Genomic DNA, 20689 nt, shown 5'->3' with positions numbered 1-20689 from the left:
CTTTGAGGTTAAGGGCAAGGTAAAAGCAAAGGGAAAAGTTAAAGACATAAGCCGCAGAGTGTATACTATGAAAGATATTGATATGAACCAAAAAAATCGTAAAGGCCTTACGAATCTTCAATTAATGAAAAGTGGAAATGCTCCTTTTGCAAAAGATGGAACCCAAATTAATTTGCATCATTTGATCCAAGAAGAGCCTGGTACTATGCTGGAGATACCTGAAAGCTGGCATAATAAGTACAGTGATGTTTTGCATGGATTAAAAGGGAATGGACAGAGTTTTAGAAATGATCCAGTACTTGATAAACAATATAAAAGTTTCAGAAGAAGGTATTGGAGATGGAGAGCTCAGCAATTTGAGAACAAGAATAAGAGGTGAAAGTTTAATGGATTATTCGAAAATAAAAACTTTCTTTGATGAAAATAAAGAAAATTCTATTCTCACGGGAGGAGTCACTGAGGAGCGGATTAGAGAGATAGAGGAGGATCTCAATGTAACCCTTCCAGACAGCTATAAGTGGTTTTTAACTGAGTATGGTTCAGGGGGAGCATATGGAACAATGATACTCGGATATGACTCTCATGGTGCTGAAGTTGTCGAACAGACTAATGAATATAAAAAATATTATAACCTTTCCGATGGTCTTGTAGTGATCGAATATGTAGATGAATTTTCTTATTGTCTTGACACTAACAAGTTGAAAAATGGTGAATGCCCTGTCATTCTTTGGGACAACCAAGAGGGATATGGTAAACAAGTTGGTAGTACATTCCTTGAGTTTTTAATAGAAGAACTTGAAGAAGCGAAAGACGACTGGGTCGATGATGAGGACTGGGACGATTAAAACTAAAAAGAAGGTCTATAACTTGTTTTTCCATAGCATATGAAGGAGTATTAAAATGAGCTTCACTAAGATCGAACAAAAGTTGAAAGAGTTTACGATTGATGCTAGCACAGATCCTAGCATTAATACAAATGAACAACTCAAAGAGCTTGAAATGAACATAGGAAATCAATTACCTTCCGACTATAAGGATTTTTTGAAGGGATATGGAGGCTGTTATTTAGATAGTAAAAAAACAACAGATGAAGTTGAGTATGACGTTTGCTACAAACCATTAGAGAAAGATCCTTGGATGGGCAAGGAAGATGATACACAATTATTAGAGAACTTCTATGGTTTAGCTAACGATCATAACAGTCTCCAAGAAGCAATCAATACTTAAGTTCCATTTATATGTCGTTAAAAACAATATACAGTTACCAAAACGAAAAGAACCTTGTTAGAGACAGGTTCTTTTTGTATTTGAGTTGAATTTATCAATAGAATTACCGATAAATAACGTGAGAAATAATACCAGGTAGTTACAGAATTGAAAAATGCTTAGGTGTGTAATACTTGCACTAGCTGTCACTTTGATACAGAAGCTGCTGAAGCTTCAGTCTTCAGATTCTTCCGTTACATCTTAAAGGCCCCTTTATGGGCTCAAATTCAACCGTCATTAAAGCCAAAGGCGGAAGGAATTTGTTATACAAAGGTGAAGCAAACATATACAAATATGATGCTATACTTGGGCAAAACAGGGTAGTGATAGACATTGAAGTTACAATGAACGAACTTCCTTCAAATGAGATTCAAGTTGAAGGACTTGGAAAAAATGAAAATCATTTATAGTAACGTTGTAAAATTTGAGAGAGGGTGAATGCTATGGAAGGTCTAAATAACTCTTACAATTGAGAAATCAAGCAATTCACGCTTATAAAACATCTATTTAATTTTAAATCGGCGTTTCAGGTGAACTTTATATCATTTCTGTTTTAGTAAACATATTTAAAAACGAAATAAGAATTAAAATATGCAGACAAAGCGGCGAAGCATATCGCATAAAGGTGTTATCAGATGTATGACCGTGCCTAAAAATAAAACTTATGAAGAAAGGAACTCTAACTTGAAATCAAATTTAGTTTCGTTTCTATTAGCACTGTCAGGATTTATATTCAGTATTTATATGCAGTCAATGGCTTACTGGAGCAATGACTCTATGTTGTGGTATTGGGTCGGTGCGGTTTTGTCGTATCTATTTGCTGCAGGATCAGTGGTTACTCTGATTCTTAACAAAAACAAAGATTCAATTCTAACAATAAGTTGTCTCATTTTAATGATTGTAACCGTTATGCTTATTTTAGTCACAACTTTTTGGACGACTTTTATCATTATTGCATGGCAATCTGGGATGTGAGGCTAAGGGGAATATGATCTTCTTAGTATTTTTTTATTCCTGGGATTAGAATCCCTTTTTATTATTCTTTCAAATTAAATGTAACAATTCTAATATTCATACGTTCTAAATGATAAAGGCGGGATGTCATGAAAAAACGTAAAGTCATTAAAACATTGCTGGTTATTATCACTGTTCTCATAATAGCAGCCGGATGTGCACTGTTTTCTTTAATTTCAGGAGAAAAAGTCAAATATATCGGCTATAGCCAAAGCAAGACGTGGGAAGCGTCAATCGAAAAATCAAGCAAGACCTCTATCGGCCCTAACTATTTCTTGAATTTGTATTACAGAGGTAATAAAGTGAATGAAAAGAACACGGTGATTAAGAGATTAACATTATTTGTTGACGGCCGGAAATATGGTGAAGATAAAGACTATCATCTTTCAGAATACACCGGAGAGAAATTAGAAGGCGGCGGAACGGGAGAAGACCATATTCAGACGTTTGAATATATGCCGGAAAATGAAGTGATCGGTCATGAAATCACTGTTGAAGCAGTATGGAAAACCGGTCATGAGTCCTATTCAGAAAAATTCAACCTGAAAAGAACGCATTGGTATGACTGAAAGAATAAAAAGAGGGCGGTATAACCCTCTTTTTGACGCGGAGCCTTTATTTTTGTCTGTTTTTCCTCGATTTGCTGAAGTCGATAAAAGAGGCATTGGAGCCGATAAAATTACTTACTAAGACATACATAAAGAAACCATTAACAGGTCCCTGCCGGCGTCCGTTAAAAAGAATGGATAATGAGATAAGCAATACAGCCGCAAGCAAGTCTGCAGCCAGACTTATTTTACGGTGAGACCGGAAATATTCTCTTAATCTTCTGATCTTGTTCAAAGCTGACACCTCTTGATGCTTATGTATAAGAAAATAATACCATTGAAATATATGTAACATCAATGAATAAGGTTGGAAACGGAGGGGTTCAAAGTTGGGGCGATCTTGTGTAAAAGAAAGGATCAGGATGAATGTGACCAGCATCCACCCTGATCAATGGGGTTCACAGTGTTCTATTTCATTGTATTCCAATCGGAATAATATTACAAGGGTGAAAAAGAAATAAGCGGAATGTTTTCGGCTTCTTCTGCCTCTGGAGCGGGAAACGGAAAGTGAGATGTTTGAATGAAAATAAATGATTATCTGAAGGAAAGGTTTCCTACTTTAAAATTAGTGCCCGGCATTTATCATCAATGGGATGTGGGAATTCATTTTTCTCTCGGCGGCAATATGTATCAATTTAATGAAAGCGGTGCTTTGAATCTTGAGTATTTTCAGCTTGTTCATCATCAAACCGCCGCACTTTTCAATGAGCTGTTTGAACATAGCGATGACTTGTTTCTTGTTGCTAACGTGTATAAGCACAAAACTCAAGGTAATCACGCGAGAAAATTAAAGGTTTATCAGCCGTTTCTGAAGTGTAAGGATGATTTATATCGGATTCAAGTGAAGACCTGTCAATGCCCGGTCGAAGAAGAATATGAAATGCAGCAGTTTTCTTTATTATGTAAACGGAAAGATCTGCGTATCCCCCAATTACTTAAGGCAGCCGTCCACGAAGATTTTCCGCTGAAGCCAAGGTTCGGGGGCTGTTCCGTTGGGTATCCTGATGTTTTCTTTGTGAATATGACAAAAGATATTATTTTCTTTCTGTATGATGACAGAGGGTGTGAAGTCATTGCTCTTGATGCCGGAAGAATACGAAAGCTTTATGATCAATATCACGATTGGATTGAATTGGACTGAAAATGAACACATGATTTCAAATCCGCTTGTGCCGGCTTTGTTCTTGCCTAGTCGGGCTGCATGAGTGTAATGGGCTGAATTGAAGGGCGCCAGAAACTTTTTTTCCTCTCATACCGACCTTCTGCATGTTAAGCTTCTGTATTTATTTTGAACGAATTCCTATTTGTAAAACGGCTGAATAGAATAACATAAAAGCTTTTTTACACAGTGCAGGAGGAGAGAAATGTGAGGGCTGAACACCGTGATTGTATGGAAATTGGAATTTATTCATTTGCAGAATTATATCCCGATCCTCTGACAGGGAAAACAGTCAGCGCAAAGCAGCGGATAGATGAATTGATGAAGCTGGCGAAACTTGCTGACGACGCAGGGCTTGATGTATTCGGTGTAGGCGAGCATCATCGTCTTGATTATGCGGTATCTTCGCCGCCGGCCATCTTATCAGCGATTTCACAGATCACTGAAAATATTAAGCTGACCAGTGCCACGACTGTATTATCCACCGCAGATCCCGTCCGTTTATTTGAGGATTTTGCAACGCTTGATCTGATTTCAGACGGCCGGGCGGAAATCATTGCGGGACGGGGCGCATTTTTAGACTCGTTTCCTCTTTTCGGTTATGACGTAGGCCATTATAAAGAACTGTTTGAAGAACATATTGACCTTTTTTTAAAATTAAATTCCGGGGAAGAATCGGTTACCTGGAAAGGACGTTACCGGCCGCCGCTGCGCGAGGCAGAAATTTCTCCTCGGCCTTTTCGCGGAAGCATTCCGCTATGGTTAGGTGTTTCGGGGACTCCGGAAAGCGCAGAACGGGCCGGGCGTGCAGGTGCGGGTTTGGCATTAGCTGTACTGAGTGGTGATCCGGTGTCATCTAAGCCGCTTGTTGACAAATACCGGGAAGCGGCTTCTAAAGCCGGTCATCCTCCGGAAAATGTGAAGGTTGCCGTAAGCGGACATATGTTCATTTCAAAAACGAATGAACAGGCAATACAAGAATTTTACCCGTATCATTCAAATTACTGGTCTCATGTTCATTCATATCACGGGATCGATGAGCCTTTAACGAAGGAAGATTTTGAACGGGCGTCCGGAAAAGAAACAGCTTTATTTGTGGGAAGCTCACAGCAGATCATTGAAAAAATCATGCATCAATACGAGTTATTCGGACATCAGCGATTTCTCGCGCAAATCGATATAGGAGGTATGCCGTTTAAAAAAGCCGCGGAAAACATCGAACGATTAGCAGCGGAAGTAGCACCGGTTATCCGAAAAGAAACCGGCAAATCCAGCGAATGAAGTTCTGAGCAAAAGGGGCGGGCCGGTCAATCGCGGATTCGACAACAGAATCGGCCCGGCTTTTTCTTTATGATTATAAAAAACAAAGGGAAAAGCGCGAACCTCATTGCTTTTTCCTATCAAGAAAAGGAAGGTCATTTCATCCTCCATCGTGAAGTGTATATACCGAAAGGTTTTTATTAACAAAAGAGGGAGGATGATGCAGTAATGAAGGGTTTAGTCAAAGCTGCAGTTTTAACTGTTACTCTTGGTATTGGAGGTGCTTTCTATTCAAGTGATGCATCTGCGCACGGGTATATAAAAGAGCCCGTCAGCAGAGCGTACATGGGGGCATTAGAGAAACAAACATTGGGCTGGACGGCCGCTGCGCAGAAATATGGCTCCGTCATTGATAATCCTCAGTCTGTAGAAGGGCCGAAAGGATTTCCGGCTGCAGGTCCGCCGGATGGAAGAATTGCGTCTGCAAATGGAGGATCGGGACAAATTGACTTCGGTTTAGACAAGCAGACTGCAGATTATTGGGTAAAACAAAACATCCGCGGCGGTTTTAACACCTTTACTTGGTACTACACGGCCCCTCATGCGACATCAAAGTGGCACTATTATATCACCAAGAAAAACTGGAATCCGAATAAACCTTTGTCAAGAGATGAATTCGAATTAATCGGAACGGTAAACCACGACGGTTCCAAGGCAGATACGAATCTGACTCATAAGATTTTTGTGCCGACTGATCGAAGCGGGTATCATGTCATTTTAGGGGTATGGGACGTTGCGGATACTTCCAATGCCTTCTATAACGTCATCGATGTAAACCTTACACAATAATCTATGAATTACTGATCGGCTGCATGTTGATACATCGGCCGATCTTTTTAGTTTTAATGTGTGAATGAAAAGGGGAAAAACAGCAGAGCGCCATAAACATTTCATTTATGGCGCCGTACGATCATGGAGGTGCTGCTGACATGGATGCGGAGGTAAGAGGATTCTTAATAACCGCCGAGGAAAGAAGCCCCAACGATGATTAATAAAATGAATAGCACCACGATTAACGCAAAGGAGCTACCATAACCACCTGAGAATCCCATATAATCTCACCTCCTAAAGAGGATTAATACATATTATGCCGAAATGTAAAGTTTGATAGGGATGCTAGTTTACTTTTTGAAAAAAGGGTTTTAGTCTATATTTCCTTTACATGACCATCCGTTAAAATGAGTAAAAGGAGGAATCGTACTGCTTCCTGTAATAGAAACGGGTAGGCTCATACATTGAGAAGTTGCGAAGAGGGTGCGCAGTTGGCTTGTTTTTTAAAAAATGAAAAAGTAACAAGCTATTAGGATTGGAACCTTTTGATTTAACGGAACAGGCTGAAGAAATGATTGGTTGGTTTCAAGAGCAGTAGCGGAATGTGATGAGGAATAGAGAAAAAAGATGCGATGGGCATAATCGGAACCATGTATCAAAACGGATTGCCTGATGATACACGCGTATACTCCATTCCGAATGGGAACGTTAACGATCTAAATAGAAGAGCTTCAAGTGTTCTGCGGTAAATAAAAAAAGCCGATGAAGGCTTAACATTGATTAGACGCTGTAAAGCATTCTTTCCGCTGCGCTTTCTGCAGACGGTGTTTGATTGTAAGAAACGATTCCGATAATCACTAACAAGATGATGAACACCAATATGCTCCACAACATTATTTTTAAAGACTTTGACATGGCATACCCTCACTTTGAAAGACTTTACCGGGGCTGCGATCGGAGCCCGCACTTCAAGTATAGTCGTTATAACGGTGAAAAATGTGCAGTATCCCGTTATCAAAATAAAAACTTGCGGGCGCTGCCGCAAGTTTTCTCCGTATTAAGGTCTGTGGAATTCAATATGCTGATTATCACGATCGAACCACCCTCTGAATGCCCAATTGATCCAGCCCCCGTCCCCTTTGTTATCGAAGGACCCGTCTTCGAAGACCCAGATTCCGTAAGTAATGCCGTCATAAACGGCTGATCCGTAAAACTGAACGCCGTTAAACCTGTCTTCATATTCTTGATTTAAATTGAACACCATGACGTTGTACTTCTGTCCTGATGCGTAAAATGTTGTTTCCATGACATTTTTTACCCAGCCGGTTCGGTTTTGATCTGACTTAACTGCTTCAGCAATGCGATCTGAGATTCCGAGAACATCTACGTTTACGTTCAGCCCGGCATCAACACCTGCTGCTTTTACGTTTTGGTCTGCTGTTTGGGATAATTTACTTTCTAACGGATTTGCAACGGGTGAAACGTGAGGCGCGTTTGCGTGTTCAGACTGACTGGCTGCTGAGGCACTGGCTGTGAAAGGAATTGTTAGAGATAAAGCTAAGCATGATCCGACTATCGTTCTGGCGATTTTCATGGCTATAACCTCCTGAGGAAATTTTTAAAAATTGTTGCAAATTCATGGTATCGCAGAAAAATTGACCAAGCAAAGAGTAGATTTTCTCAAAAGTCATGTCATTCTATTTGTGTTGTTTTCTGTAAATGAAATACTTTTAATTAGGCGAAAAGGGAAGAAAATAATAGAGTCTTTTTATGTATTGTGATAGGATGACCGGATTTTGGGTGAAAATAGCCCGGAGAAACGCCATAATAAGAAAAACACCCGGAGTTTACCGGGTGTAAAAAGTGTTGATATGTCAAGTTAGCAGCATTTTTTACATTTTTTGCATTTTCTTTTATAAACAACGATGTAATCATAATCAAGATGCTTTTTATCTTGTTTCTTCTTTTTTTGTTTAGGCTGCTTTGGGTGGTGATCATAATGTCCGTTCATATCCATGTCCATACTCATATTCCTCCTTTTTTCATCTGACGGTAGTATTCTATGACAGAAAGCATGGATGGCTTGGACAAATGAAACGGTATGCTGAAAAAGAGGCATCTCATTCGGTATAAAAAACAGGATCATACCCGCCCGATAGAAAAGAGAGGAGATGATCCTGATATTGAGTCCCTATTTGATAACCGCAATTGCAATGCCGTACCCTTTTTCAGAACTGTATAAGGCCGTCAGTTTCAATACCTTCCAGCCTTCCGCGGCTTTAGTCCCGATTCCGTTATGAGCCGTGATATAATCTCCCGGGCTGACCGTACCGTCGACCCGTACGTAATGCCGGCCGTTGAGTCCGACAATGTGCCATTCGTCTCTGGCCGCGCGTGCTTCATAGTCAGCTTCAAGAGCCGGACTGCAGTCTGGGTTTTGTTTCGGCACGCGTACCGTTTCTCCTGTTTCTTCGTCAGTTACATTTTCGTATATGAAACCGCCGAACTCGTTTGTCAAAAAGCGGCTTTGCCATCCGAAGCTTGCGGCTCCTGAGATAAAAGCGGCTGTTTCTGAAATGACGCCGAGCATGTAATCTCCGACGTGAGCCGATTCAATTTTTTCGCCTTTCACTGTGACGATCGTCCCGGCGGGAATTGTCTGGCCGGTTACACTTTCAAAATATTCTCCATACCCTGACAGGGAAGAGGTGACAGCTCCAGCGAACGTACCGTGGCCGCCCGCTGAATCCAGTTTCCATTTGATGGACTGATGCCCTCCGGCAACCGTGTATGGTTCTTCCAATGTAATGCTTTCTGATGACAGAATCGTTCTGGAGACTTTGCTGCCCGTAATATGGACATTGTTTGAAGCGGCGATAAATGCCCTTGAACCTTCAGAACTTGAACCTCCGGAAGAGCTGATGATCGCATTTCTGTCACCTCTGGCCGTAATATCGCCTGTTCCCGCAATAACGGCGCTTGTCGGGTTGAATGCAAAACCGGAGCTGGTCGCGAGCTGTGCGCCTCCCTTTAAATTGACGGGGATCTGCTCATAAGTCTGTCCTTTTATAGATGCGGCCGCGCTGTAACCTTCCGCTTGCACCCCGAGAATGACGGCCTGACTGTTAGGGGACGTAATTCCGACCGAACCGCCGTCTCTGATCATCGTACCGTTCATAATATTTACGTTATATTGGCCTCCGCCGATTGAGATGCCTTTAGGAGAAGACTTGTATATATCAAAATTTGAAATTTTAACATAATCGGTTTTATTTGATCCGCCGGATATATTGATGTCAACACCGGCTTGTGTAAAGCCGCGTATTTTAATGCCGTTAATCGTAATATTTTGACTGCGGTATTGAAGAGCCACGACTGGATTCCCGCCATAGTCGTATGAGGGATCACCAATAGCTGTGAATCCGTTTACATTAACGTTTTTATAGGCAGAGATGACCAGCGCCCTCGGGGTCACACCGTCATAGAGAGCATTGAATACCGGTTCAATCGCGGTGCAATCGGTTAAAGTAACATCATAAGCCGTTGTGCTTTCGGGGTCTGAGGCCTGATGATGGCCGATATGACGAATATCAAATGAACGTACATCACGATACGAAACATGACCGATAATATGAACATTTTGAGAAGCCGGCCACAGGCTGTGCGCCTTTACCTCAATCCCGCGGATATTTCCGCTCGTATAGTTATTTAAAAGCCATACATGTTTAGAGCCGTCGTCAATTTCAATGCCGTTCGAGTTTGCGCTGCCCTCAGCATGCTCTGTGCCGCGGGGGTTTCCGGAATGGCAGTTGGAAATGAAAATATACTCGCTGTAATGGGTGGTAATGCCGTCGTCTCCGGCGCCGTATGCCACACAGTTATCAATCCATATATATCGGCAGCCGTCTTTCGTCCATTCTGTTTCAGGCAAATGATCGTAAGTCGGAGATGTAATATCAATACCATGGAGACCCGCGTTAACCGTTTCAACATTCTTAATCCAGCCGTATTGCACATTAGCAAACGTTAAACAGCTGGAAAACTGTCCTCCGGGGTTCCTGACTCCGCATTGACGATCAGGATTCCAGTCTAAAGTCATGTTCTGGACAAAAATATTACGGTTTCCATTATCGTAATCATCGTTAGTAATGACCCATTCGTATGCGGGAGTGTCCTCATGAAGCTTAAGCACGGTAATCCCTTGTCCCTCACCGGAAATGGTAGTCCATGAGGGGAGTTTTATCCCTTGAACCAAAAATTCTCCTGCGGGAACATTTACTTTGACCCGGCCGTTCCCGATCGCTCTCCGAAAGGCTTCCGTATTGTCCCGGCCGTCAGGGATCGCTCCGTAGTCCTCCACATTCACTTCCCGGGTGATTTTATTCTTAAGCATTTCGTATTCTGTATCAAGCCGTTCTTTTAAAAGTGAGGTGACCATTCCTTCCGCCGTCACCCGGGCATCTGCGATCTCAAGATTATCATCCGTTGCGGAATGCTTAATAAAATTCTGCATCCTTGCTTTGAGATGCTCCAATTCAGAGGGCTGTGCAGGGCGAGACTGCAATGGGGCGTTTAAAGACGGATCAGGAAAGTTTTTAAATTGAACCATTCTAAAGACACCTCTTTCTTTTGATATAAGCGCCTGAGGCAGGGGACAGAAAAGAGTCGCGCACCCTTAAAGCGCTTATTCTTCAAATTCTTTATTCAGAACGAAATTCCTTTTGAAACCAAGGTGAAATTTTAAAAAAGCTCTGTTGAAAGAACGGATATAAAGCTTTGCATTATTGTAATTGAAGCTGTCATGTGAAAATGGAGGAAAAAACTGATAGGAAGGGCCCTCATTTTAGGTTTATTCTCATTGACTTCGCCGTGCTTCCTCTTCGGCTGCATATACACCAAAATCAACATTCTTATCAGTTAAATGGTATAATGGGGCACGGATTGGTCATCAATACGACTGAAATAGGGAAGCAAAAGGAGCAGCGAACATGACTTTACAAATCAAAATTAAATATTCAGATGATACGCAAACGAGAATCAGTAAAATTGAACAGGGCGATTGGATTGATCTGCGGGCAGCTGAAGATATCACAATCAAAAAAGGTGAATTCAAACTTATCCCGCTTGGAGTTGCGATGGAACTGCCGGAAGGATATGAGGCCCATGTCGTTCCGCGTTCAAGTACATATAAGCATTTCGGTATCATTCAGACAAATTCAATGGGAGTCATTGATGAATCATATAAAGGCGACAATGACTTTTGGTTTTTTCCTGCATTCGCGCTTCGGGATACCGACATTTCCAAGGGGGAGCGGATCTGCCAATTCAGAATCATGAAGAAAATGCCTGAAGTGGAGCTGATCGAAGTAGACAAGCTCGGGAACAATGACCGCGGCGGACTGGGATCAACAGGCACGAAATAAAACGAAAAAAGACTGCTTAACAGCAGTCTTTTTTTATGGAAACAGCAGTTACATTCAATTTGTTTCGGGGATTCTTGAATTGGGAAATCATACGTCACGTTCGAATTTGACTTCGAAATAAGCGGCCGCTCCGTAACCGTCTATGCCAAGAGCAAATATTTAAGCCTTCCGTCTCTTTGAACAGAAAGACTTTTTTAGGTTAAAGGATAGAAGTTGTTTTGATGTTTTTATTCTTCAAGATGAACGGAGGTTTTGTCCAACGTATATAATATTGTGACAAAAGTGTAAACAAAAGAAAGGATGATGTTATGGCAAAAAGGGTTAGAAGAGTAGACCGTAAAGCAGCTGGCAAAGAGGCAGAGCAGAAGAAACCGTCCAAAGTCACCCTGTTCTGCCGTTCGCTTCAAAGGCTGAAGCATTTGTATTGTAACATAAACATACAAATGCCATCAATAACCAAAAAAGGAATTTTAGTTTTGATTTTACCGTTTTTGCTTCTGCCGTTCTTTCGGGCTAATGCCGCTTCAGATATTTACGGCAGTTTCGAGGAATTAAAGCTGAATGAAAATCCTTCCGATTTTTCCATTTCAACGCGAGAGCATAACCCTTCTGTCCTCATATTAGCTATACACGGCGGAGGCATAGAGCCGGGGACCAGTGAGTTAGCCAGAGAAATTGCCGAAAACCGGAGTTTATATTTATTTGAAGGGTTAAAATCAGCCGGTAATGCGGCTCTGCATTTGACAAGTTCGCATTTCGATGAACCTAAGGCCGTGCAAATGGTGAAAGAGCACTCTAATGTCATTTCATTGCACGGTTACGGCAGTGATGATAAAAAGATAAAAATCGGCGGTACAGACAGAGAACGGGCCGAACTTTTGACCGATGTGCTGAAACGGCACGGGTATCCTGCCGTTCTTCTTGGCATAAATGATAAATATGCAGGCGTCAGTCCGAACAACCTTGCCAATCAATCTTCATCCGGATTGAGTATTCAAATCGAAATGAGCACCGGCTTCAGAAAATCACTATTTGACACTTTTACGCTGAAAAGCAGAGCATCCACACAAAACGGGACCTTTTATCAATTCACAAAAACGATTTCTGATTTTATCAGTGACAATTATGAATAAGCACGCCTATTTTGTCGGCGGGGCTTTTTCTTTTGAAATTTATGAAACTTTAAGTTCTTAAGATCGTATACATAATTGACAGGATGAAAGAAAAGAGGTGGGCAAATGAAAGTGATGATCGGGTCTATCATTCTTCTTGTCATCATCGGATTCGGTTTATGGCTGATGCTTAGTCCAATCTTTAAACAAGTGGGAAGCAGAGCCAAAAAATTCAAAAAGTCATGGGAGGAAGAAGATCAGCATGAGCGAAAATAAGCGCGGAAACACAAAAAAAATTCTCGGCGGTGTGATTATAGGTGCTGCCCTTTTAATTGCGGGCGTTACAGCGTCACTATTCATTGAAAAAATACCGAACGGTTATGTCGGGGTTGTATACTCACCGAATGGCGGGGTAAAATCCGACACATTGGACCAAGGCTGGCACTTAGTCGGTTTATTTAATAAAGTAACGGAATATCCGGTGCGTATGCAGACAGTGAATAATGAAAATATAAAAGTGGCAACCTCAGACGGTAAAAATATAGAAATGGATATCGCTTACAACTATGTCGTGCAGCCTGATAAAGTAGTCGATCTGTTTAACAAATTCGGCGCGGTAAACGTTGAAACGATTGAAAATACATATTTAAAAACAAGGCTGTGGGATGCGGCGCGAAAATCAATCAGCAAATACTCGGTTATTGACACATACGGGCAAAAATCTGCAGAAGCCGCTGCCGATGTTCAAAAGAGGTTTGCTGATGATATGAAGAGTCTTGGATTTTTAATTGATGATCTGACGCTTGGCGTACCGAAGCCGGATAAAGCCACACAGGAAGCCATCGATGCAAGGGTGAAGTCTTCACAGGAACTTGAACGGACACAAACTGAAATTAAAATAGCCGAAGCTGAAGCGAAAAAGAAAAAAATTGAAGCGGAAGGGATCGCTGATTATAACGAAATCATAAAGAAATCAATGTCCGATGAAATGATCAAATATAAATGGATTGAAAAATGGGACGGAAAAACGCCGAAAGCGACAGGCACAGACTCACTGCTGCAGCTGCCGCTGGACGATCAGAAGCAAAAATAAAAAGCGAAGGAGGCGATTGCCTCCTTTTTATGTTTTTTCCTGAGGGTCTTTTTCCGGCACTAATTCTTCAGACGCCTCGGTTTGATAGCTCCATAGCGTGCTATCCGTCTCTGTTGTGTCCTGATAATCTTCGGGAAGTACATATTGCTGCAAATACCGGTGAAAAAATGCCTCGAAAACAGAAATGCAAAGTGCAGAGATAACCGATGCCGCGGCAGGCGAGACATTAAATCCGCCAATGTTCATAAGGAATATCCATAATACAATGAATGAAATTCCGAAATCAGCTGCAACGGCTGTGAAATTGCTTGTTCTCGGCAGAATCATGCAATCACCCGCAAAATAAGTAATTAAACTTAAGATCACTGTAATAAACAGAACGTTTAAAAAGGTTACTTGGTACATAAGATCCAGAACAATGTACAGTAAAGCAAGTGTGAGCGCCGTTTTAGAAGCGAAAGCAATTACGTGTTTCATTTGAACCACCTTCGTTATTTCGTTTAGTCTTCATTGTAAGCAATCCGCAAATTTTTAAACTGGTATATAGTGGTTATAAAGTATGCGTTTTAATAAAATGTGAATAGACATCACAGGATTCACAAGTTAAAATATGTAAAAAGGGGGATGCAAATGAAAAAATACTGGATATGTATTGCTGTTTTTTTATTATGTTTTAGCGGAATACACTCAGCTAAAGCGGCTACCACTGAATTCGGATCAAAAACAAGCTTCACTTTGGAAGGAAATGCAAAAGAGTTTCATATTGAAAATCCGGGGGCTGTAGCTGCCGACGATTACTTTTTAGGATATAAGTTCACCATAATGAACAACTCTTCGTGCGGTTTGAGCATGAAACTCCAGCGGATGGCGCTGAACGGAAATTTTTATACATTAAGCTCTAAAAACTACAGCGGCAGCTGGTTAAACCTTAGTGCCCAGGATAAAAAATCAATTGATCCGTATCACAAATACAGAATTCTGGTTGAAAGTTCTTCAAACGTCTGTGGCCCCGCCTATATTAAAGGGTTATACGGTGTAGAATATTATCATTTTGATTGAAAATAGATACTCGCTAAAGGCAGCGGGTTTTTTTATATTTAAATATAACCTATTGTACTATGTACTAAATATTCATATATAAATTTTGATGCGCCCGCCCAAAAGAAAAGATAAACAAAAACAAATTCATCACGCACAAATATACAAAGTTGAAAAACGGATGAAAAGTTTCTTGAGGGAAACATTATTAGTTGACTTCAAAAGTGTGATGTCGGATAATAAGAATGTAAGTTTTTCCTCCTTAGCAGATTCGTTTCTTAAGCCAGGGCGAATCTGCTTTTTTTATGCAAAAAAACCCCTCTGTAAGGGGTTTTTTACGATAAATGAAGTTTAATAGAATTAATGTACGGCTCTGAATACGCCGATAACTTTCCCCAAAATGCTTACGTTTTGCAGGATAATCGGCTCCATCGTCGGATTTTCCGGCTGCAGCCGCACATAATTGTCTTCTTTATAGAAGCGCTTGACCGTCGCTTCATCATCTTCGGTCATAGCTACGACGATTTCTCCGTTATTGGCCGTGTTCTGCTGTTTGACGATGACGTAATCTTTGTCAAAAATGCCGGCGTCAATCATACTTTCTCCCATGATTTCTAACATAAAGACATGTTCGCCGGGAGGAACCATCCGGTCGGGAAGCGGAAAATACTCGTCGATATTTTCAACAGCCGTAATCGGAATACCCGCCGTCACTTTCCCGATGACCGGAACGTTTACGACCTGGCTTTTCGGAATTTGGACTTCTTCTTCATCCAATACCTCAATCGCTCTCGGTTTAGTAGGGTCCCGTCTGATCAGGCCTTTTGTCTCCAGCCGCGCCAAATGGCCGTGCACGGTTGAACTGGAAGCCAGTCCTACTGCTTCTCCTATCTCTCTTACAGAAGGCGGATATCCTTTCGTTTTTACCTCTTCTTTAATAAAACGCAGGATATCAAGCTGCCTTTTTGATAGCTTCGTCATATTTCGCACCTCAAAACGTCGATTTTAAGTAGATTATAGCATGATTTTCCTGACAGTACAAACATAGGTTCGAAAAAAACGATTGACAGAAACGTTTGTTCGTATATACTGAAAGGTATAAAAAGCGAACAAACATTCTTATTGGAGGTTGTTTACATGGCGAAAGAATCTATCATATTTGTCGGACTGTTTACTGCGATTTTAAGTGCCGCTATTTTACTTGTCTCATGTGCGGGAAATGATCAGTCCCTCAGCCAATATGTTAAAATAAAGGTTCAGGACGGCGATACACTCTGGTCACTTGCGGATCATGTAGCAGAAAAGAAACACATTAATAAAGAAGATTTCATTGAGTGGGTGACGGAGAATAATCATCTCCAAACTGCTGATATAAAGCCCGGAGACGAACTTTTTCTTCCGGTTAAGAAGAAGCATCCGGCCGTATATCAGCTGGCCATTGTCAATTAGAGAGGAAAGAGAGAAATGAAGGCGCTCATTTATGCCCGCGTAAGCACAAACAAAGAACAGCAGCAAACGTCATTAAAAAGACAGGAAGAGGAGCTCAGTGAGATCGCTGCTGCAAACGGCATGGAAGTCGTGAAAGTCATTTCTGAGAAAGCCAGCGGTTACGAAATGGACCGCGACGGAGTATTTGAAATGCTTGATGAAATTAAAAAATCACATATTGACGCGATATTGGTGCAGGACGAAACGAGATTGGGAAGAGGAAACGCCAAGATAGCGCTTTTGCATTGCATTTACAGGGAGAACGTAAAGATATATACGACGGCTCATAAAGGTGAACTGGAGCTTTCCGAAGCTGATTCGATGGTACTTGAAATCGTCAGTATTGTTGAGGAATATCAAAGGAAAATTCACAATATGAAAATCCGGCGGGGAATGAAAAGAGCCGTGAAAAACGGCTACAAACCTGAACGGAATCTGAAAAACAGACATGAAAACAGCGGAAAAGAAAAAAAAGAGGTTCCGGTTTCGGAAATTATCAGGCTGAGAGCCAACAAGCTTACCTTTGCAGAAATCGCAGCGACCTTAAGGGGATTCGGCTATGATGTGTCCAAAGCCACGGTTCACCGGCGGTTTCAGGAATATACCGCAGACACAGAAGGCAGCTGACGCGCATCAGTTGTAAAAAAGACTGCGTTTTAGTAGTATATAATCAACACGCACCAAAGGAGCTTATTATGATTTCTAAAGAAAAAATCGCAAGAATTAACGAATTGGCTCAAAAAGCTAAATCAAACACAATAACGGATGAGGAAAAAGCTGAACAGCAAAAGCTTCGCCAGGAATATTTGAAAGGATTCCGCTCCTCAATGAAAAATACGTTAAAGAGCGTAAAAGTGATTGATCCGGAAGGCAACGATGTCACCCCTGAAAAATTAAAAAGAGAACAACAGAAAAATAATCTTCATTAAACAGAAAGAATACGGCAATACGTATTCTTTTTTCGTATATACTAATATCAGGATGTGCTTTACGACAATTTTCAACAAGTTTATCTCAAATTTAAGCTGAAAGAGTTGAGAAAAAGTCAGCATCGCTTTATGATGAAAAGGTACAACAATAAGGAAGGGGATTATAATGGATACAATTGAAAAGAAATCAGTTGCCACCATTCGTACACTATCTATAGACGCAATTGAAAAAGCGAATTCCGGACATCCGGGCATGCCGATGGGAGCCGCTCCGATGGCATATACATTGTGGACGAAATTTATGAATGTAAATCCGCAGAATCCGGGCTGGTTTAACCGCGACCGCTTTGTTTTATCAGCAGGCCACGGTTCAATGCTTTTATACAGCATGCTGCATTTAAGCGGATATGACCTCAGCATTGAAGACTTGAAACAGTTCCGTCAATGGGGAAGCAAAACACCGGGACATCCGGAGTTCGGGCACACAGCCGGAGTAGACGCAACGACCGGGCCGCTTGGACAGGGTATTGCAATGGCAGTGGGAATGGCAATTGCAGAACGCCATCTGGCTGAGACATATAACCGTGATTCTTTCAACGTAGTTGATCATTATACATACAGTATTTGCGGAGACGGCGATTTAATGGAAGGCATTTCTTCCGAAGCAGCTTCTCTTGCAGGCCATCTTGAATTAGGCCGTCTGATCGTATTATACGATTCTAATGACATTTCCTTAGACGGCGATTTAGACCGTTCTTTCTCTGAAAATGTAAAGCAGCGTTTTGAAGCAATGAACTGGGAAGTTCTTTATGTTGAGGACGGAAACAACATCGCTGAATTGACGGCTGCAATTGAAAAAGCGCGCCAGAATGATAAAAAACCGACTTTGATTGAAGTGAAAACCACGATCGGTTTCGGTTCTCCAAACCGCGCGGGCACATCCGGCGTTCACGGCGCTCCGTTAGGACAAGAAGAGAGCAAGCTGACAAAAGAAGCGTATGCTTGGACGTTTGAAGAAGATTTTTATGTTCCGGAAGAAGTATACGGGCATTTCAATAAAGCTGTAAAAGAAGCCGGCTCGAAAAAAGAACAGGAATGGAATGAACTGTTCGCGGCTTATAAAGAAAAATATCCTGAGCTTGCTGAACAGCTGTCACTCGGCATGAAAGGCGAGCTTCCTAAAGACTGGGATCAGGAAGTTCCCGTTTATGAAAAAGGCAGCAGCCTTGCTTCCCGCGCATCTTCAGGTGAGGTGCTGAACGGGATCGCCAAGAAAATTCCTTTCTTTGTCGGGGGATCTGCTGACCTTGCGGGTTCAAATAAAACGACAATCAAAAATGGAGGAGACTTCACGGCAAAAGACTACGCCGGGAAAAACTTCTGGTTCGGTGTCCGTGAATTTGCGATGGGCGCTGCATTAAACGGAATGGCGCTTCACGGCGGCCTCCGCGTATTCGGCGGCACATTCTTTGTGTTCTCTGATTATTTAAGACCTGCCATTCGTCTGGCGTCATTGATGGGTCTTCCCGTCACTTATGTATTCACACATGACAGTATTGCCGTAGGAGAGGACGGGCCGACTCACGAACCGATTGAGCAGCTTGCTTCTTTACGCGCACTTCCTAACCTTTCTGTGATCAGACCTGCTGACGGAAATGAAACCGCAGCTGCATGGAAGGTTGCCGTTCAAAGCCAAGATCATCCGACAGCTCTTGTATTGACACGCCAAAACCTGCCGACGATTGAGCAGCAGGCTGAAGAAGCGTATGCGGGCGTGGATAAAGGGGCTTATATCGTTTCCAAAGCCCAAACAGAATCACCGGCCGCTCTTCTTTTAGCGACAGGTTCTGAAGTCGGACTTGCGATCGAAGCTCAAGCGAAACTGGCTGAAGAAAACATTCACGTATCTGTAGTCAGCATGCCGAGCTGGGACCGCTTTGAAAAACAATCGGCCGAGTACAAAAACAGCGTGCTTCCTCCGAATGTGACGAAACGTCTTGCGATCGAAATGGGTTCAAGCTTCGGATGGGGCAAATTTACCGGTCTTGAAGGAGACGTTCTCGCAATTGACCGTTTCGGTGCTTCAGCTCCGGGAGAAACAATTATGAAAGAATACGGGTTTACTGCAGAAAACGTGGTTGACCGCGTGAAAAAACTTTTAAACAAATAACGAGACAAAAGAGGATGAGTCAAATCATCCTCTTTTTCCTGTTTATGCGACAAAAATAGAAGGGGCGGCGTAACAGTAATAGACAATTCTTTCTTTTCTCCTTTTGTATAATAGAAAGCAATAACGAAGCGCTGTAAAAGGGGATGAGGAAATGGAACGTCATTACTATACGCACCTGATAAAGGATGAGTTTGCGAACCACTACTTCGGGCGGGAAACGGCTATGTTTGAGTTGTTTCGAGACTATCATTGGACAGATCTGACACCCCAGGAATATCAAATGACAGAAAAGCAAGTTCAATATATAACGGAACCGATTCCGGTGATACATATGCATCAGCGTCTCCAGCTGCATTTAAACCGAATGAGTTACAGCCGTTTGGATTCCATTTACCGGCTTACACTGCCCGGAGAAAAGGGCCGCGCCACCTTCATGATGAAAGACAGTTTAATTGAGATTGCGGCTTCGGGAGATTATGAGGCGGAAACGATTTTCTTTGAGATTCTGCGTAAAATCAGCCCCTGTTTTCTTGCAATGGATTTCAAGACACGGCGCTACGGGTGGTTAAATCCGGTCAGAGAAAGAAATTTTGTCTAAAAACGAGGAAAAAGAGATGTAAATGTTGTATAATAGCCTTTGGTTTAGTACACTTTAAACTAGACAACATGAAGGAGGAAATAAAATGACTTTATGGGTTGGCATCCTAGTGGGCGTTGTCGCATTGCTCATAGGTGTTGCACTCGGGTTTTTTATTGCTCGTAAATATATGATGAGCTATTTGAAAAAGAATCCGCCTATTAATGAACAAATGTTACGCATGATGATGATGCAAATGGGAATGAAACCTTCTCAAAAGAAAATTAATCAAATGATGAAAGCCATGAATAATCAAGCGAAATAATACGTACAGATTATGATATAGAGATACATGGTTATAAAAATAAAAAACCCGGAGAGGGTTTTTTATTTTGGCGTCATGTTTCACCCCAACTGCCGGTGTGCAGTTCTTTTTGATATTGTATGAGAAGGTGGTCAAGCTCCTGGCTGAGTTCTATCGTAATGTTTGATGTCATTCCGTTTGTCATGACGATTTTAAGCAGCTCTGCCCGTTTTTTTTCAATTTCATTTAATAGATGCTCTCTAATCACAGGGATATATCCTTTCATACATAAATCTTTCACCTGAGTCGCTATTATTATATCCACATTTATACTGTTTTTCAAATAAGAAGGAGTATAATATCTCGATGTCAAATTAAATTATATAAGCTTTTTCTATAAAAAGTAATCCTTCTCGG

Annotated in this window: 28 protein-coding genes and 1 pseudogene; 20 read left to right on the top strand and 9 right to left on the bottom strand. The window is 41.6% G+C overall.

Annotated elements, in window-relative coordinates; genetic code table 11:
* The 6 genes and pseudogenes from K3G25_RS17555 to K3G25_RS17530 form a co-directional block, all read left to right on the top strand.
* On the top strand, positions 1-379 hold a 379-nt coding region (locus K3G25_RS17555; RefSeq protein WP_232489440.1), incomplete at its 5' end, for an HNH/ENDO VII family nuclease.
* Between the two features lie 7 nt (positions 380-386).
* Positions 387-845: an SMI1/KNR4 family protein gene (locus K3G25_RS17550; RefSeq protein WP_029973864.1), complete on the top strand. Its 459-nt coding sequence runs from the start codon at positions 387-389 to the stop codon at positions 843-845.
* Between the two features lie 55 nt (positions 846-900).
* A pseudogene (locus K3G25_RS17545) lies at positions 901-1224 on the top strand (SMI1/KNR4 family protein); the annotation flags it as partial.
* A gap of 302 nt (positions 1225-1526) precedes the next feature.
* Positions 1527-1676 (top strand): hypothetical protein, encoded by a 150-nt coding sequence (locus K3G25_RS17540; RefSeq protein ID WP_223204376.1) that lies wholly within the window; start codon positions 1527-1529, stop codon positions 1674-1676.
* A gap of 181 nt (positions 1677-1857) precedes the next feature.
* On the top strand, positions 1858-2241 hold the full coding sequence (locus tag K3G25_RS17535) for a DUF3902 family protein (protein ID WP_306217604.1): 384 nt from the start codon (positions 1858-1860) through the stop codon (positions 2239-2241).
* 128 nt (positions 2242-2369) lie between these two features.
* Positions 2370-2849 (top strand): DUF4944 domain-containing protein, encoded by a 480-nt coding sequence (locus K3G25_RS17530; protein ID WP_029973862.1) that lies wholly within the window; start codon positions 2370-2372, stop codon positions 2847-2849.
* A gap of 46 nt (positions 2850-2895) precedes the next feature.
* On the opposite strand, the gene K3G25_RS17525 is transcribed toward K3G25_RS17530, so the two are convergent.
* Positions 2896-3132, bottom strand: a complete 237-nt coding sequence (locus tag K3G25_RS17525) for a hypothetical protein (RefSeq protein ID WP_224960857.1) — start codon at positions 3130-3132, stop codon at positions 2896-2898.
* A 276-nt stretch (positions 3133-3408) separates the two neighbouring features.
* Here K3G25_RS17525 and K3G25_RS17520 point away from each other — a divergent pair, with 276 nt between their 5' ends.
* From K3G25_RS17520 to K3G25_RS17510, 3 genes are all read left to right on the top strand, one after another.
* Positions 3409-4029 carry a DUF3885 domain-containing protein gene (locus K3G25_RS17520; RefSeq protein WP_029973860.1) on the top strand — a complete coding sequence of 207 codons (621 nt, stop codon included), beginning with the start codon at positions 3409-3411 and terminating at the stop codon, positions 4027-4029.
* Positions 4030-4254: 225 nt separating this feature from the next.
* A complete protein-coding gene (locus K3G25_RS17515; RefSeq protein ID WP_029973859.1) occupies positions 4255-5328 on the top strand; it encodes an LLM class flavin-dependent oxidoreductase in 1074 nt (357 codons plus the stop codon).
* A gap of 207 nt (positions 5329-5535) precedes the next feature.
* Positions 5536-6156, top strand: a complete 621-nt coding sequence (locus K3G25_RS17510; protein WP_003154023.1) for a lytic polysaccharide monooxygenase auxiliary activity family 9 protein — start codon at positions 5536-5538, stop codon at positions 6154-6156.
* A 164-nt stretch (positions 6157-6320) separates the two neighbouring features.
* Here K3G25_RS17510 and K3G25_RS17505 read toward each other — a convergent pair whose 3' ends face one another.
* From K3G25_RS17505 to K3G25_RS17490, 5 genes are all read right to left on the bottom strand, one after another.
* Positions 6321-6419, bottom strand: coding sequence for a YjcZ family sporulation protein (locus K3G25_RS17505; RefSeq protein WP_003154022.1), 99 nt, complete (start codon positions 6417-6419; stop codon positions 6321-6323).
* Positions 6420-6918: 499 nt separating this feature from the next.
* Complete coding sequence (locus tag K3G25_RS20780) at positions 6919-7053, bottom strand: hypothetical protein (protein ID WP_257722394.1); 135 nt, start codon at positions 7051-7053, stop codon at positions 6919-6921.
* Positions 7054-7195: 142 nt separating this feature from the next.
* Complete coding sequence (locus K3G25_RS17500) at positions 7196-7732, bottom strand: hypothetical protein (RefSeq protein WP_007410338.1); 537 nt, start codon at positions 7730-7732, stop codon at positions 7196-7198.
* 285 nt (positions 7733-8017) lie between these two features.
* Complete coding sequence (locus K3G25_RS17495; RefSeq protein ID WP_165881863.1) at positions 8018-8161, bottom strand: hypothetical protein; 144 nt, start codon at positions 8159-8161, stop codon at positions 8018-8020.
* A gap of 168 nt (positions 8162-8329) precedes the next feature.
* A complete protein-coding gene (locus tag K3G25_RS17490) occupies positions 8330-10747 on the bottom strand; it encodes a peptidase G2 autoproteolytic cleavage domain-containing protein (protein WP_232489439.1) in 2418 nt (805 codons plus the stop codon).
* Positions 10748-11126: 379 nt separating this feature from the next.
* On the opposite strand from K3G25_RS17490, the gene K3G25_RS17485 reads away from it, so the two are divergent.
* The 4 genes from K3G25_RS17485 (at position 11127) to K3G25_RS17470 (ending at position 13766) form a co-directional block, all read left to right on the top strand.
* Positions 11127-11561, top strand: a complete 435-nt coding sequence (locus K3G25_RS17485; protein ID WP_003154017.1) for a dUTP diphosphatase — start codon at positions 11127-11129, stop codon at positions 11559-11561.
* A gap of 308 nt (positions 11562-11869) precedes the next feature.
* Positions 11870-12694, top strand: a complete 825-nt coding sequence (locus K3G25_RS17480; RefSeq protein WP_022553288.1) for a poly-gamma-glutamate hydrolase family protein — start codon at positions 11870-11872, stop codon at positions 12692-12694.
* Positions 12695-12799: 105 nt separating this feature from the next.
* Positions 12800-12949: a DUF8570 family protein gene (locus K3G25_RS17475; protein WP_014418013.1), complete on the top strand. Its 150-nt coding sequence runs from the start codon at positions 12800-12802 to the stop codon at positions 12947-12949.
* Positions 12936-13766, top strand: a complete 831-nt coding sequence (locus K3G25_RS17470) for a prohibitin family protein (RefSeq protein WP_022553287.1) — start codon at positions 12936-12938, stop codon at positions 13764-13766. Before K3G25_RS17475 ends, K3G25_RS17470 begins: the two co-directional genes overlap by 14 nt.
* A gap of 27 nt (positions 13767-13793) precedes the next feature.
* Here the strand turns inward: K3G25_RS17470 and K3G25_RS17465 are convergent, their stop codons facing one another.
* Positions 13794-14243, bottom strand: coding sequence for a YndM family protein (locus K3G25_RS17465; RefSeq protein ID WP_017417873.1), 450 nt, complete (start codon positions 14241-14243; stop codon positions 13794-13796).
* A 153-nt stretch (positions 14244-14396) separates the two neighbouring features.
* On the opposite strand from K3G25_RS17465, the gene K3G25_RS17460 reads away from it, so the two are divergent.
* Positions 14397-14825 (top strand): hypothetical protein, encoded by a 429-nt coding sequence (locus tag K3G25_RS17460; RefSeq protein WP_014418016.1) that lies wholly within the window; start codon positions 14397-14399, stop codon positions 14823-14825.
* A gap of 339 nt (positions 14826-15164) precedes the next feature.
* Here the strand turns inward: K3G25_RS17460 and lexA are convergent, their stop codons facing one another.
* A complete protein-coding gene (gene lexA / locus K3G25_RS17455; RefSeq protein ID WP_007611720.1) occupies positions 15165-15785 on the bottom strand; it encodes a transcriptional repressor LexA in 621 nt (206 codons plus the stop codon).
* 156 nt (positions 15786-15941) lie between these two features.
* On the opposite strand from lexA, the gene yneA reads away from it, so the two are divergent.
* From yneA to K3G25_RS17425, 6 genes are all read left to right on the top strand, one after another.
* Positions 15942-16253, top strand: coding sequence for a cell division suppressor protein YneA (gene yneA / locus K3G25_RS17450; protein WP_061862240.1), 312 nt, complete (start codon positions 15942-15944; stop codon positions 16251-16253).
* Between the two features lie 15 nt (positions 16254-16268).
* The gene (locus K3G25_RS17445; RefSeq protein ID WP_003153998.1) at positions 16269-16919 is read left to right on the top strand and encodes a YneB family resolvase-like protein; all 651 of its coding nucleotides are present in this window, start codon (positions 16269-16271) and stop codon (positions 16917-16919) included.
* A 68-nt stretch (positions 16920-16987) separates the two neighbouring features.
* Positions 16988-17221, top strand: a complete 234-nt coding sequence (locus K3G25_RS17440; RefSeq protein WP_003153997.1) for a DUF896 domain-containing protein — start codon at positions 16988-16990, stop codon at positions 17219-17221.
* 166 nt (positions 17222-17387) lie between these two features.
* Positions 17388-19391 carry a transketolase gene (gene tkt / locus K3G25_RS17435; RefSeq protein WP_029973854.1) on the top strand — a complete coding sequence of 668 codons (2004 nt, stop codon included), beginning with the start codon at positions 17388-17390 and terminating at the stop codon, positions 19389-19391.
* A 151-nt stretch (positions 19392-19542) separates the two neighbouring features.
* Entirely contained in the window at positions 19543-19989 is a 447-nt protein-coding gene (gene sirA / locus K3G25_RS17430; RefSeq protein ID WP_003153995.1) for a sporulation inhibitor of replication protein SirA, read from the top strand.
* Between the two features lie 85 nt (positions 19990-20074).
* Positions 20075-20293 carry a YneF family protein gene (locus K3G25_RS17425; RefSeq protein ID WP_003153994.1) on the top strand — a complete coding sequence of 73 codons (219 nt, stop codon included), beginning with the start codon at positions 20075-20077 and terminating at the stop codon, positions 20291-20293.
* A 73-nt stretch (positions 20294-20366) separates the two neighbouring features.
* Here K3G25_RS17425 and K3G25_RS17420 read toward each other — a convergent pair whose 3' ends face one another.
* Positions 20367-20540, bottom strand: a complete 174-nt coding sequence (locus K3G25_RS17420; RefSeq protein ID WP_012117647.1) for an aspartyl-phosphate phosphatase Spo0E family protein — start codon at positions 20538-20540, stop codon at positions 20367-20369.
* Between the last annotated feature and the right edge of the window lie 149 nt (positions 20541-20689).

The sequence above is a fragment of the Bacillus sp. FCW2 genome, assembly GCF_021228595.1.
Lineage (GTDB): Bacteria > Bacillota > Bacilli > Bacillales > Bacillaceae > Bacillus > Bacillus velezensis.
This window is presented reverse-complemented; position numbering and strand designations above follow the sequence as displayed.

Bases quoted from the DNA above. Each gene is read 5' to 3' on its own strand.
- K3G25_RS17470 (WP_022553287.1), top strand. From the start codon at position 12,936: ATGAGCGAAAATAAGCGCGGAAACACAAAAAAAATTCTCGGCGGTGTG.
- K3G25_RS17535 (WP_306217604.1), top strand. From the start codon at position 1,858: ATGCAGACAAAGCGGCGAAGCATATCGCATAAAGGTGTTATCAGATGT.
- lexA (WP_007611720.1), bottom strand. From the start codon at position 15,785: ATGACGAAGCTATCAAAAAGGCAGCTTGATATCCTGCGTTTTATTAAA.
- tkt (WP_029973854.1), top strand. From the start codon at position 17,388: ATGGATACAATTGAAAAGAAATCAGTTGCCACCATTCGTACACTATCT.
- K3G25_RS17510 (WP_003154023.1), top strand. From the start codon at position 5,536: ATGAAGGGTTTAGTCAAAGCTGCAGTTTTAACTGTTACTCTTGGTATT.
- K3G25_RS17445 (WP_003153998.1), top strand. From the start codon at position 16,269: ATGAAGGCGCTCATTTATGCCCGCGTAAGCACAAACAAAGAACAGCAG.
- K3G25_RS17550 (WP_029973864.1), top strand. From the start codon at position 387: ATGGATTATTCGAAAATAAAAACTTTCTTTGATGAAAATAAAGAAAAT.
- K3G25_RS17530 (WP_029973862.1), top strand. From the start codon at position 2,370: ATGAAAAAACGTAAAGTCATTAAAACATTGCTGGTTATTATCACTGTT.
- sirA (WP_003153995.1), top strand. From the start codon at position 19,543: ATGGAACGTCATTACTATACGCACCTGATAAAGGATGAGTTTGCGAAC.
- K3G25_RS17475 (WP_014418013.1), top strand. From the start codon at position 12,800: ATGAAAGTGATGATCGGGTCTATCATTCTTCTTGTCATCATCGGATTC.
- yneA (WP_061862240.1), top strand. From the start codon at position 15,942: ATGGCGAAAGAATCTATCATATTTGTCGGACTGTTTACTGCGATTTTA.
- K3G25_RS17460 (WP_014418016.1), top strand. From the start codon at position 14,397: ATGAAAAAATACTGGATATGTATTGCTGTTTTTTTATTATGTTTTAGC.
- K3G25_RS17485 (WP_003154017.1), top strand. From the start codon at position 11,127: ATGACTTTACAAATCAAAATTAAATATTCAGATGATACGCAAACGAGA.
- K3G25_RS17495 (WP_165881863.1), bottom strand. From the start codon at position 8,161: ATGGACATGGATATGAACGGACATTATGATCACCACCCAAAGCAGCCT.
- K3G25_RS17490 (WP_232489439.1), bottom strand. From the start codon at position 10,747: ATGGTTCAATTTAAAAACTTTCCTGATCCGTCTTTAAACGCCCCATTG.
- K3G25_RS17520 (WP_029973860.1), top strand. From the start codon at position 3,409: ATGAAAATAAATGATTATCTGAAGGAAAGGTTTCCTACTTTAAAATTA.
- K3G25_RS17500 (WP_007410338.1), bottom strand. From the start codon at position 7,732: ATGAAAATCGCCAGAACGATAGTCGGATCATGCTTAGCTTTATCTCTA.
- K3G25_RS17505 (WP_003154022.1), bottom strand. From the start codon at position 6,419: ATGGGATTCTCAGGTGGTTATGGTAGCTCCTTTGCGTTAATCGTGGTG.
- K3G25_RS17465 (WP_017417873.1), bottom strand. From the start codon at position 14,243: ATGAAACACGTAATTGCTTTCGCTTCTAAAACGGCGCTCACACTTGCT.
- K3G25_RS17480 (WP_022553288.1), top strand. From the start codon at position 11,870: ATGGCAAAAAGGGTTAGAAGAGTAGACCGTAAAGCAGCTGGCAAAGAG.
- K3G25_RS20780 (WP_257722394.1), bottom strand. From the start codon at position 7,053: ATGTCAAAGTCTTTAAAAATAATGTTGTGGAGCATATTGGTGTTCATC.
- K3G25_RS17440 (WP_003153997.1), top strand. From the start codon at position 16,988: ATGATTTCTAAAGAAAAAATCGCAAGAATTAACGAATTGGCTCAAAAA.
- K3G25_RS17425 (WP_003153994.1), top strand. From the start codon at position 20,075: ATGACTTTATGGGTTGGCATCCTAGTGGGCGTTGTCGCATTGCTCATA.